Source organism: Mesorhizobium kowhaii (assembly GCF_042431665.1).
GTDB lineage: Bacteria > Pseudomonadota > Alphaproteobacteria > Rhizobiales > Rhizobiaceae > Mesorhizobium > Mesorhizobium kowhaii.
The window spans coordinates 166,833-178,783 of sequence record NZ_JBHLYT010000008.1 but is presented as its reverse complement, the minus strand read 5'-3'; the positions used below and the strand labels follow the sequence as shown (position 1 = coordinate 178,783).

Annotated in this window: 8 protein-coding genes; 6 read left to right on the top strand and 2 right to left on the bottom strand. The window is 63.8% G+C overall.

Going from position 1 to position 11,951, the window contains the following annotated elements; all coding sequences use genetic code 11:
* The first annotated feature begins 159 nt into the window (after positions 1 to 159).
* The 6 genes from ACFFNA_RS10575 to ACFFNA_RS10550 all read left to right on the top strand — a co-directional run bounded on the left by ACFFNA_RS10575 (position 160) and on the right by ACFFNA_RS10550 (position 7,889).
* Entirely contained in the window at positions 160 to 888 is a 729-nt protein-coding gene (locus ACFFNA_RS10575; protein ID WP_378917997.1) for a response regulator, read from the top strand.
* Positions 885 to 2,126 carry an ATP-binding protein gene (locus ACFFNA_RS10570; RefSeq protein ID WP_378917995.1) on the top strand — a complete coding sequence of 414 codons (1,242 nt, stop codon included), beginning with the start codon at positions 885 to 887 and terminating at the stop codon, positions 2,124 to 2,126. Before ACFFNA_RS10575 ends, ACFFNA_RS10570 begins: the two co-directional genes overlap by 4 nt.
* A gap of 609 nt (positions 2,127 to 2,735) precedes the next feature.
* Positions 2,736 to 3,905: an acyltransferase family protein gene (locus ACFFNA_RS10565; protein ID WP_111543360.1), complete on the top strand. Its 1,170-nt coding sequence runs from the start codon at positions 2,736 to 2,738 to the stop codon at positions 3,903 to 3,905.
* Positions 3,902 to 5,008: a glycosyltransferase family 2 protein gene (locus tag ACFFNA_RS10560; RefSeq protein ID WP_378917993.1), complete on the top strand. Its 1,107-nt coding sequence runs from the start codon at positions 3,902 to 3,904 to the stop codon at positions 5,006 to 5,008. Before ACFFNA_RS10565 ends, ACFFNA_RS10560 begins: the two co-directional genes overlap by 4 nt.
* Before the next feature lie 4 nt (positions 5,009 to 5,012).
* Positions 5,013 to 6,047, top strand: coding sequence for a glycosyltransferase family 2 protein (locus ACFFNA_RS10555; RefSeq protein ID WP_378917991.1), 1,035 nt, complete (start codon positions 5,013 to 5,015; stop codon positions 6,045 to 6,047).
* A 9-nt stretch (positions 6,048 to 6,056) separates the two neighbouring features.
* Complete coding sequence (locus ACFFNA_RS10550) at positions 6,057 to 7,889, top strand: ABC transporter ATP-binding protein (RefSeq protein WP_378917989.1); 1,833 nt, start codon at positions 6,057 to 6,059, stop codon at positions 7,887 to 7,889.
* 1 nt (position 7,890) lies between these two features.
* Here ACFFNA_RS10550 and ACFFNA_RS10545 read toward each other — a convergent pair whose 3' ends face one another.
* Both ACFFNA_RS10545 and ACFFNA_RS10540 read right to left on the bottom strand, forming a co-directional pair.
* Positions 7,891 to 9,357, bottom strand: a complete 1,467-nt coding sequence (locus tag ACFFNA_RS10545) for a coiled-coil domain-containing protein (RefSeq protein WP_378917987.1) — start codon at positions 9,355 to 9,357, stop codon at positions 7,891 to 7,893.
* A gap of 346 nt (positions 9,358 to 9,703) precedes the next feature.
* Complete coding sequence (locus ACFFNA_RS10540) at positions 9,704 to 11,908, bottom strand: sensor domain-containing diguanylate cyclase (RefSeq protein WP_378917985.1); 2,205 nt, start codon at positions 11,906 to 11,908, stop codon at positions 9,704 to 9,706.
* Positions 11,909 to 11,951 lie beyond the last annotated feature (43 nt).

The window sequence follows — 11,951 nt, the reverse complement described above, 5'->3', positions numbered from 1 at the left end:
TGTTTGTCCGCTTCGCGTCGGCGTGTTGCCGAAGGTTTCCGCAAAAGGGCAATTTGTTTCCGAATGTTTCCCGCGCCCGGCCGGAAACATTCGGTTGCAATTTTCCATGCCGCTTGGGCGCGGCTCTCCCTATAATCGCGGCCAAGCAAGGGCACGGTCATGCAGTCACAACCCCATATCCTCGTCGTCGACGACGATCGCGAGATCAGGACGCTTCTCCAGCGCTATCTCGACGGCCAGGGCTTTCGCGTCTCGGTGGCAGCGGACCGGCGCGAATGCGAGCAGAAGCTCGCCACCGGCCAGTTCGACCTAACCGTGCTCGACGTCATGTTGCCGGACGGATCGGGGCTCGATATCTGCCGCAGCTTGCGCGACCGCAAGCCGCATATCCCCGTCATCCTGCTGACGGCGCTGAAGGAGGATGTCGACCGCATCATCGGCCTGGAGCTCGGCGCCGACGACTATCTCGGCAAGCCGTTCAATCCGCGCGAGCTCACTGCCCGCATCCGCGCCGTGCTCAGGCGCTCGGTGCCCGAGGAAGCGCCTGCGCCGCCCCGCGCCCGTATCTACCGCTTCGCCAGCTACAGGCTGGAATCGGACACCCGCAAGGTGACGGACGCTCAAGGGTTGGCCGTCGATCTCACCGGCGCCGAATTCGACCTGCTGCAGGTGTTTCTCGACCGTCCCGGCCGGTTGCTGTCACGCGACCAGCTTCTCGACCTGACGCAAGGTCGCGAGCGCGACCCGCTCGAACGCTCGGTCGACGTGCTGGTGAGCCGGCTGCGCCGCAAATTCGCCGAGACCGGCGACGGGCCGCTGTTCAAGACCGTCCGCAACGGCGGCTATCAGCTCACCGCGCGCGTCGAGACGGTGGAGGGCCACGCGTGAACTCGCTGCGCCGCCGCCTCATCCTGTTGCTGGTCGCCTCGATCGTCGGCGTGGTCGGCCTGGCGACGGCGGCCGTCATCAGCGTCCGGGGCGGCGGACCGCCGCCGGAATTGACCGTGCCCTGGGTTGCCCAGCAGATGGAACTCGTGGTGCGGCTCCTGCCCGGTCCGATTCCGGACGTCCTGCGGGTTAAGCTGAGCGACCATGCGGCTGGCGGCAAGGTGGACCGCCCGGAAACGGCGATGCTCAACGACATCCTGCGCCGCCGCGGCCTCGACGTTCTGGCCATCGTCAGCGACAAGGCGGATGGACCCGGTCAGCTTGCATCGGTGCGCCTGCCCGACAATCGCTGGGCGATCATGGAGGTTCCCCACATCACGCCGCCAAGGCGCGAGTGGCTGGTGCTGGCCGGCTGGATTTCGCTGATCGTGGCCGGCGCCACGGCCGTCTCGGTCTATTTCACCGCCGTGCTGATCCGGCCGCTCGAGATGCTTGAGGCGGCCGTCTCCAAGATTGGATCGGATGGAATGCTGGCGGCGGTGCCGGAAGTCGGTTCGGCCGAGGTCAAGGCGACGGCGCATGCGCTGAACCAGCTCTCGTCCCGGCTGAAGACCGCCATGGAAAGCCGCATGCGGCTGGTCGCCGCCGCCGGCCACGACCTGCGCACGCCGATGACACGCATGCGGCTGCGCGCCGAGTTCCTCGATGACGAGCGCGACAAATGGCTTCAAGACCTCGATGAGCTCGACCGCATCGCCGACAGCGCCATCCGCCTGGTGCGCGAAGAGGTGAACCAGGATGCCGTCGAGCCGCTGGATCTGTGCAAGATGGTGGGGGATATCGAAGCCGAGATGGTCTCGCTCGGCCATGCCGTATCGATCGGGCATCTGGATGCCGTTTCGGTGCAAGCCGGCGCGCTCGGCCTGCGCCGGGCCTTGCGCAACCTGATCGTCAACGCCGCCACCCATGGCAAGGCATGCCGCATCGACCTTGCCGTGGCCGGCAGCCGTGCCGTGCTCACCATTTCCGATCATGGGCCAGGCATTCCGCCGGAGCTCCTGAACAAGGCGTTCGAGCCCTTCTTCCGCGTCGATCCCGGCCGCCTGCAATCCATTCCGGGCGCCGGGCTGGGCTTGGCCATCGCCAAGGAAATCATCGAGCGCTACGGCGGCACCGTGACGCTGGAAAACCGCAAGGGCGGCGGGCTGGAACAGACGGTGGTGTTTGAGGCGGTGTGACGGGCAAGACGGCTCCGGCGCGGCCCTGTTCGCCAGGCAAGCGCGTGTCACTGAAAAAGCCGGCGATCATGCTGCATCGCGCAAAACTCAATTATTCCAATTCATCCCATGCGTAACCCGGGCCGAATCCGTATAGTAAAAATATAGATTTTCGAGTTTCGCGCACGATTTAAGAAAGATCTGAGCTTTTCTTATTCTCCAAGCAGGGTTTTTTCGAATCAACCGGAGCGAGCAGATCCATACAGCTCAACGACAGGGTTGAAATGCTGGGGGAAATCGCCCAAAAGGGTGAAATCCGGGCGGTTTTGTCAACCTTTAGCGCTTGCTCACACAAATATTTCGGCCTGGTAGATTTTTTGTGTTGCGCTGCACAATGCGGTAGCCGAACCATCTCCTGGGGGACTCGTTTTGCGACTGGACATACGCCGTGAAGGATTCCGCCAGGTTGACCGACTTGAGCTGTTCGTCCGTCGATTTCGAGCCCTGCCTGAGCGGACTCGCAAAGCGCGGGTTTGATGGTGCCGGCGCCATGGCGGGCCGCCTTGGCCTGCCGTTCGAAACAGCTGGCTGGCGGCTTCATCGCGGACATCACGCCGGCGGACGGCGCTGATGGGAAACACCCGCGACGTCCAACTGGATGCACTGAGGGCCATCGCCGTGACGATGGTGATGTACTCCCATTTCTTCGCGGCGGGAGGATCTTCGTTCTGGGGCCATATCGGCGTGCGGCTGTTCTTCGTGCTGAGCGGCTTCCTGATCACGCGCGTGCTGCTGGAAGCGCGTGCGGCCGCCGAGTTTGAAACCGGCGCCGCGCTGCGATCCTTCTACATCAGGCGGGCGCTGCGGATATTTCCTCCCTATTTTGCCGTCCTGGGTTTCGTCTGGCTGTTTGACCTGGAACAGTCCAGGGGATCGCTGGTCTGGCATGCGCTCTATCTGTCGAATTTCTGGTATGCGCTGCGCAATGACTGGACGCCCTGGGTGCTGTGCCATTTCTGGAGCCTGAGCATCGAGGAGCAGTTCTATGTCGCCTGGCCACTGATCGTCCTGCTGGTACCGCGCCGGCGCTTTGAGCCGATCTGCATCGGCGTCATCCTGCTGTCGCTGGCCTATCGCTTCTACTGGCCGGTCACCGCCACCCCGGCGCTGGCACGCGACCTGCTGCCACCGGCATCCATGGATGCGCTGGCATCGGGTGCGCTGCTTGCCTGCTGGCGGTCCAGGGGCGCTGCCCTGCCGCAATGGATGCGGCTAGGCTGGCCTGCCTTTGCGGCCGCATTCCTGATGATCGAGTGGTTTGTCCCGGCGCCTTCCGATCCAATGCTGGAATGGGCCCGCTGGCTGCTGCTGCAAGTCCTGCCGCTGGTGCCGCTGATGGCCATCGTCGCCGCCTGTTCGAGCGGCCTTCGCGGCCCCCTCGGCAAGCTTGCCGAACTGCCGCCACTGCTTGCTTTCGGCCGCATCAGCTACGGCGTTTATCTCTATCATCCGATATTGCTGTCGCTCGCCGTCAAGTCGCAGCCCTGGATTCCGCTCAATGTCTCGGAGCAAGGACCAGGGCGGTTCCTGGTTGCGAGCGCCGCGACGATTGTCGTGGCCTCGATTTCCTGGGTGGTTTTCGAAAGGCCGCTGAACCGCCTGAAGCGCCACTTCCCCTATGTCGCGCGCACCCATGCCGCGCGCGCCGGCCACGCCGGCTGGTTCGCGAGGCTGCCCGGCGGATCGCCCGATCGCCCCGCGCCATCGCTCGACCTCCCGCGAACGGATGCAAGACGATGACCGCCGCGCCGCTCGTCTCGGTCCTTCTGCCGGTCTACAATGCCGGGCCCTATCTCGCCGCCGCGCTGGGAAGCATCCTGCGGCAGGACTACTGCCGCCTGGAGATCATCGCGATCAATGACGGATCGACCGACAATTCGCTCGAAATCCTCGAGCGACACCGGCAAGCCGACAGCCGCATCTCGATCATCTCGCGCGAAAACCGCGGCCTTGTCGCGACGCTCAACGAAGGGCTGCGAAAAGCCCAGGGCGAGCTGGTCGCGCGGATGGACGCGGACGACGTCGCCTACCCCTGGCGATTGTCGCGCCAGGTGGCGCTGTTCGACCGGCGGCCCGAACTCGGCTTCTGCGGCGCCGGCGTCGACATGTTGATCCGCGGCCGCATCGCCAGGGGAAGACCCGATCCGGTGTTCCAGTTCGGCCGCATTCCAATTTTGGCGAAGTTCTTCACGATCTTCATGCACCCGACGGTCGTCTACAACCGGAAGGTCATCGAAGACGACGCTCTCCACTACGACAAGGCCTACAGGCACGCCGAGGATTTCGACCTTTTCAGGCGGCTGGCCGACCGCTACCCGGCAGCCATGATGCCTGAAAACCTGGTCGTCTACCGAGTCCATGAGGGAAGCGTGACCAGCCGGCACATCAAGGAAATGCGCAGGACGCATTTGCGGATCGTGGCCGAGAACCTCGAGCGCGAGGGCCTCGCGGAAACCACGCGGGACCTGCGCAACATCGGCGATACGGTCAGCCTCGACACGGTTGCCCGTGCGGCCAATTTCATCGTCGCGCTGGAGGAGCGGATTGGCTCGCTGCCAGCCGAGACGCGGCCGAGCTTCGAGGCCGGCGCGCTGAACCTGTTCTATTTCCTTTACCAGCTCGTCGCCGACGAAAAGCAGCCCCCACTGACGCATGAATTGCTGACGCGGACCGCGAAGTGGAACGCCATCCGGCGCCGCGAGAAATATGCGCTGCGGCCCGGCGCCTGGGCCCCCTGGCTCAGCCGCGCCTCGCTGTCGGCCGGCAGACAAGCGGATGCCTTGGCATACTTCTTCAAATCCGCACCCGCCGCGGCGGTCCTGGCGCCTTATCAGTTGAGCTAGAGGGATGATCGTCAAAGCCCACCAACCTCTGCAGCGCGATCGTTCGACGGCGCTTGGCGCCGTCCCGGCCGGTCCGCGACCGGAACGATCGGCGCCGGAAGTCAGCTTCATCATCTGTACGCGCAACCGCGCCGCGGTGCTCGAGGCCTGCATCAAGTCGGTGCAGGCCGCGTGCCGCGCCCATGCCGGCTTCGCGGCCGAACTCGTGGTCGTCGACAACGGCTCGAACGACGGCACGGCGGAACGCCTGGCCCGCATCGCCGATATGTCGGACATTCCACTCACGCCCGTTTGCGAACCACGCCCCGGATTGGCGGCTGCCCGTAACGCCGGGTTGAGGCGCGCGCGGGGCCGTGTGCTGGTCTTCGTCGATGATGATTGCGCGGTCCATTGCGACTACCTGCGCGATCTGGAGCGACACTATGCATCCAAGGAACAATGGCTCATCCGCGGAGGCCGTGTCGAGCTTGGCGATCCCAGGGATCTGCCTTTCACGATCAAGCGGTCGCGGGTGCGCGAGCGGCTGACGCCGGATGTTCATCCCGGCGGTTTCGTGCTGGGCTGCAACATGACGATGCACCGCGATGTCGCGGCCCGTATCGGCTATTTCGACGAACGCTTCGGCGCCGGCGGGCCGTTGCGGTCGGCAGAGGATACCGATTACCTCGTGCGCGCGGTGCTGCTCGGCATCGCGGTCGAGTATGTGCCAGACATGACGATATTCCATCATCATGGCCGGCGGGATCGCAACTCCATCGAAAAGCTCCACCGCGACTACAGCCTGGGAAATGGCGGGCTCTGCCTGAAACATGTTCGCCATGCGCCCTGGCTGCTTCGTCATTTCTACTGGGCCACGAGAGCCGCTTTCCGGGAATTGGCGGGCGGGCCTGCGTTCGATCGCGAACTCAACCTGTCGCACTGGCCGATCGTCGGCATGAATTTGCTCGGCGCGGCCAGATTCGCAGTTCTCCTGCTGGCGAGACGGGCGCAAGGTACGCCGGTGCGGCAAGATCAACAGGCAAATGCCGAGGCGAGGTGAACCGCTGTAATGCCATTGCTACCGCCAAGCCTGCCGATGCTGTTCCGGGCGTTCGGAAAGAAGCAACTGCGCCTGCTTCCGGCCGTGGTGGTTCTTGGCCTGGCCAGCGCCGTCCTCGAAGGCTTCGGCATCGGCCTGATCATCCCGTTGCTTGGCATTATCATGGGACACGGGGATGCCACGGGAATGGCCGGTTTCTCCGCTGTCCTCCAGCATGTCGGAGCGAGCCTGAGCGAGCGCGACCGGCTTATCGTCATTTCGATCGCCATCCTCGGCTCGATCCTCCTGAAGAACGTCTTCGCCTTCGCCAACACGCTGCTGACGACCTTCATCTATGGCAAGGCAAGTCATTCGATCCGCAGCGCATTGTCGGAGCGGCTGTTGCGGGTCGGCTACCCATTCTTCCTGCGGCAGAGTCCGGGACGGCTGCTCAACATCATCTCCAACGAATCCTGGCGGGCATCGGATGCGATCCAGATCATGCTGTCGGCCATCGTCAGCGCATCGGCCGCCATCATCCTGCTGGCTTTTCTGCTCCTGCTTTCGTGGCGCATGACGCTGTTGGTCACGCTGGGACTGGCCGCCGTCCAGATCGCGCACGCCATCCTTTCGGCTAATCTGAAAGGGCCCAGCCGCAGCGTCGCCTCGCGCAACAGCCACCTCGCATCACAGATGCTCCACCTTGTGCATGCCGGACGCCTGATCCGCATCTTCGGACAGGAGAGCCGCGAGAAGGCGATATTCGATACGGCGTCCGATGCGGTCCGGCGCGCCTCCTTCGTCCTGCTTGTCCGCCAGGGAGCGTTGCCGCCGCTGACGGAGGTTCTCCACGCCGTGCTGTTTCTGGGGGTGGTGATCGGCGCCTGGCTGGCGCAGGTGAGTTTCCCGCTGATCATCGCGTTTGTCATACTGCTCTACAGGCTGCAGCCGCATATGCGGGCCCTGCAAGGGTCGTGGAGCCAGCTGCAAGGCCTGAGCGGATCGCTCGAAGAGGTGACATGGATGCTGGATCCGTCCGGCAAGCCTCAACCGCCGCAAGGCGACGGGCCGTTCCACGGCTTGCGCCAAGGCATCAAGTTCGATGACGTGACGTTCACCTATTCCGGCACGGACCAGCGTGAGGTGGTGCTGCATTCGGCGACTTTCGAGATCCGCGGCGGCCGCTCGACGGCGCTGATCGGCCGCTCGGGCGCTGGCAAGACGACGATCGTCAATCTTCTGTGCCGCTTCGTGGAACCGGACACCGGCGGGATTCTCGTCGATGGATCACCGCTCGATGGGATCGACGCCAGCCAATGGCGGCGGCACATCGCACTGGCCAGCCAGGAGCTGGAACTGGTCGATGGCACCATTTTTGAAAACATAACCTACGGGCAGGACGCGGCCACGTCCGACGACGCCGAGCGTGCGGCAAGACTGGCCGAAGCGCATGAATTCATCGAACGGCTTCCGCTCGGTTACGACACGGTCGTTGGCTACCGGGGCATCAACCTCTCGGCGGGGCAGAGGCAGCGGATCGCACTGGCCAGGGCCCTGGTGCGCGATCCCGATCTCCTGATCCTGGACGAAGCCACCAATGCCGTGGACGGACTGTCGGAGGCAGCCATCGTCGAGACCCTGAAGTCGAGAGCCGGCCGCCGCACGACCATCGTCATCAGTCACCATCACAGCACCATCTCGTTCTGCGACGACGTGGTGATCCTGAGCGGCGGCCGGGTGAAAAAGCAGGCACCTTTCGGCGCCCTGGCATCGCTCACCATGGACGAGCTTTACCAGCACGAGCCGCCCGTCACCCGAGGCGGAGCGGGAGCGAAGCGACGTCGCGGCGAGCCTGCGAAGTGAGCTACGGCGTCGCGCGGAGGTTCCTGCGGACGCGCCGCCTGCCCGCTGCACGTGCTTTCTCCGCCACCACGCCGGTGATCTCGACCACGCTGCCCTCACGCGGTCTGCCGCTGGTGGCTTTGTGGAGCCGCTCGTAGGGCAGCAATTCCTTGATCCGGGCATTGAGCGACACGATTTCGGCCCTGAGATCCTCGCATTCCTGCCTTTGGACATCGAGCTGTATCTGTTCCGACGCCTGTTGCAGCATAAGCTGTGAAAGATTGGCGTTCACTTTCGAAAGGCTCATCTTGTCGCTTTCGTTCTCATCGGTGAGCGCGGACAATCTTTCATCGGCGATTTTCTTTTCGGCCAGGGTGTCGTTCAATTCAGTCTTGAGCCTGGCGATCTCGCCGACGGCCTCGCTGTTCTCGTTCGAGGCCGACTCCAGCCGCGATTGCAGCTCCTGGATCTCGGAACGCAAGCCGCGCATTTCCGTCTGGCTGCGAGCCAGTTCGGCTTCCCTGTCGCCTTCCACCATGCCGGCTGCTTCGGTCATTTGCGACAGCTTGGCCTGTGCGGCCTCAAGCGACTTCTGGAGCCGCATCTCCTCTTTCTCGCTCTTGGCGAGCGCGGCCAGCAGTTCCGCAAGTCGCGCTGCTTCGCTGGCATGGATCGTCGAGAGCTCGTCGAGCCTGTGCCGCGCCTGGGATTCCCGCTTCAGCGCCTTGTCGAGCTCGATCGACAGGCTGACATGTTTTTCCCGCAGCATCTTGCTCTCGCGCAAGCGCCTGTTGGCCTCGACCGTTCTGGCGGTCAGCCGCTTGGCGATGTCGCCGAAATCCGCGTCGCGTTTTGCGCTCGCATTGGCTGCCTCCGCGAGTTCCAGCCTTGTCGCGGCAAGCGCTGCGCGAAGCGCCTCCTTGTCCTGAACCAGGCTTGTCTCGCGCTGCTGCAGCACGTCGCAAGTGCTTTCACGCTCGCGCAGCTTTCTCCCTGCGTCGTGCAGCTTTTCCGACAGCGTTCTTTGTTCGGCGATGAGGCCGGCATTTGCCAGCTCCAACTCATTGGCGCGAAGAATGTCGCCGTGGAGGATGTTGAGGTATTCGCGCGTCAGGTGGTGTGAGGTCGCGATCTCCGACAGCTTGCCGTTGATCTCCTCCAGATAGTCCCTGGCGTCATGGAACAGCCCTTCAAAGGCACTCAGCGCAGCCAGTCGGGTCTGGGTATGGGAGGTCAGTCGTGGCCCGGTTTCGGGACTGTCCGTGTTGTCCGCACTGTCGGCATTCTCCGGACTATCCGCATTTGCCGCATTGGCCTCAGGTGGCGGCTCGTCAGGACCGGCCGCGGAATCCGGGACATCGTCGCTCTTTGGCGGTGCCTCGTCCTCGGCGTCGAGACTTGCATCCAGCGCGTCCGCCAGATCGATCTCCAGGTCTTGAATTGCTTTATCTACGTCTTCAGCACGCTTGATCAGGCCCTTGAAGTTCATGGCCGAACTCCCCTTACGCCATACCCCAACTCTGTACTTAACAAATGGCTAATGTATCCTTACATCCGCTAATTGCGTAGGGGAAGCCCCCCATTGGCGGGAGGCAAGTCCGGGACATTTGAGGGTTGGATGCCGCGGACAACCAATGCCGCGGCCGTGGAAAACTTGTTCCTCGCCCCACGGGTGTGGGGTCCGAAGGACGGGCAAGACCCGTGGGGCGCCCCGGCAAAAGCCCGCGGCGCAGCGCGAGACCCTCAGGGGGCCGAGAAACTCGGCCTTATCCCGGCTTGCAGACGGCAAGAAGATTGTCGCGGGCGAGACCGAGTGCCCTACCTCAAAAGGCGTCTCAGCTGCTTTTCGGGGCTGGTACCAACTGGATCGGGGGCCGCTCACCGGGCGCATTGCCCAGCGCCACGGCGACGCGGTCGCGCCCGTTGCCCTTGGCATCGTAGAGCGCGTGATCCGCGGCATTGGTCAACTCGGTCCAGCCCACGCCATGCTCGGGATAGGCGGCGACCCCGAACGAGGCTGTGACGGTGCCCAGCGTTCGGCCGCGATGCGTCAAATGAAGTTTCCTGATTGCCTGGCGCAGCGCTTCTGCCCGCTCGGCACCTTCCTGGACCGAACTTCCAGGCATGACGAGGGCAAACTCCTCGCCGCCGTAGCGCGACACGACATCGCTATCCCTGGCATGCTCGATCAATGTCGCGGCGACCTGCTTCAGCACAAGGTCGCCGGCTTCGTGGCCGAACGTATCGTTGAACTGCTTGAAATGATCGACATCGAGCATGATGACCACCAGCGGCTGGCCCGAGCGCTCCATCCGGCGCAGTTCGCGGCTGCTCGTCTCCTCCAGATATCGCCGGTTGAAGAGACCGGTGTTCGGATCGCGGATCGACTGTTGCCGCAGCGTCTCGCGCAGGCGCAGATTTGCCAGCGCCAGCGCCAGTGTGTCGACAACGCCGCGCAGGATCTGCTGTCTTTCAGCCAGCCATTGCGGCTTCTCGGCCGCATTCGGCTCGCACAAATGGAGGATGCCCAGCGTTTCGCCTTGCGCCGCAAGAGGCATGCAGACATAGCCCTTCTTGCCGTTCTCGGTGATATGCGCGCAGCGCGGCGTGAGCATGCCGGGGCCGGTGACATGTTCCTGGCCGCGTCTGAGCGCCCAGCAGTCTTCCGGCGCAAATTGGCCAACGCTCGAGCGGACGTCGCCCCAATGCGCCATCTCCTCGACCAAATTGCGCGACGCGCTGGTCAAGTGGACGGTTCCGCTCAAGCCACCGAGGAACTCGGCCATGGCGGTGCCGACCACCGAGAACGCTTCCGGAAAGGTGACGCAGGCCTGGAGCAGTTCGCCAAGCTTGACCAGACGGGTCGTGGTTTCGGACTTCTCGTGCAGTTCGCGGTTGAGGAGCGCCAGTTGATCGGCACGCTCGTTGACAACCCCTTCGGCGCGGCGCAGCTCGCTGATGTCGCTGAGCGTCAGCACGAGGCCGCCGTCGGACCGGCTAAGCGGACTGCAACTGGCGATGACAGGCACATGCGAGCCATTCGATTTGGTCAAGCGCACTTCGCTCTGGTGCTGGCGGCCCGTGGTCAGGGCCTGCTCGACGGGAGACGTTCCCCCGGCGAACTCGGCTCCCCTCGCATCCCGCATTATCATGACCGAACCCCAGTCCTGCCCGACGATCTTGTCGGCGCGCCGCCCGATCATCGCCGCCGCCGCCGGGTTGACGCTTGCAATCTTGCCATCGCTGTTCAGCACGGCGATGCCTTCGGCCGCCGTCTGGACGATATCCTCGATGTGGGCGCGCGCGGATGCAAGCTCGTCCGCCATGGTGTTGAAGCCCTGCGCCAACTGCCCGAACTCATCCTTGCGGCCGTGGCCGATGCGCGTCATGACCTCGCCTTTTGCCAGCGATTCCATGCCTCTCATCATGTCCGAAAGGCCGGCGCCGAAGCGGCTGAGCAGCCCCCAGGCGAATGCCGCCGCAACCAGTACGGCGGCTGCCGCCCCGAGGCCAACCAGCCAAAGCAAGCTGTTGGTGCGCTGTTCGGCGGCCCGCAGCAAAGGATCGTATTCCAGCAGCACGGCGCCGACGATCGTATCCTTGGGGTGTTCGATCGCTACGGCCAGTATGTCATTGGCTTCATGCGCATCGCTGAACTTGCGCGGGACGCCATCCGCCAAAGTCTGGCCGACTTCGTTGCCGGGGTCGTGATCGAACTTCTCGCCGGTCTTGTGTTCTTCGTCGGCGGCATGGGCCAGCAGGATCTTGTTGGGGTCGACGATCAGGAAATCCCTGAGCGAGCGATGGTGCTGCAGCTCCAGAAATTCGCGCAGCGCTTCAGGCCGCTCGAACAGCGAAGGTGAGCCATCGGATGATTTGAAGACGATCGTGTCGGCCAATTCCCGGGCGACGTTGGTCGCTTCGGTCAAACCCAGCGACTTGGTCGCGGCCATCTGTGTAAAGATCGCGAGACCGCCAACCAGCCCGATCAAGGCCGCGGCGCTCGTCATGCTGAGGACGATCAGGCTCTTGATGCGCACGTCATGGCCCCGCCGAAAACGACGGCATTTTACATGTCAAATC

Bases quoted from the DNA above. Each gene is read 5' to 3' on its own strand.
- ACFFNA_RS10555 (WP_378917991.1), top strand. From the start codon at position 5,013: ATGATCGTCAAAGCCCACCAACCTCTGCAGCGCGATCGTTCGACGGCG.
- ACFFNA_RS10565 (WP_111543360.1), top strand. From the start codon at position 2,736: ATGGGAAACACCCGCGACGTCCAACTGGATGCACTGAGGGCCATCGCC.
- ACFFNA_RS10545 (WP_378917987.1), bottom strand. From the start codon at position 9,357: ATGAACTTCAAGGGCCTGATCAAGCGTGCTGAAGACGTAGATAAAGCA.
- ACFFNA_RS10575 (WP_378917997.1), top strand. From the start codon at position 160: ATGCAGTCACAACCCCATATCCTCGTCGTCGACGACGATCGCGAGATC.
- ACFFNA_RS10550 (WP_378917989.1), top strand. From the start codon at position 6,057: ATGCCATTGCTACCGCCAAGCCTGCCGATGCTGTTCCGGGCGTTCGGA.
- ACFFNA_RS10560 (WP_378917993.1), top strand. From the start codon at position 3,902: ATGACCGCCGCGCCGCTCGTCTCGGTCCTTCTGCCGGTCTACAATGCC.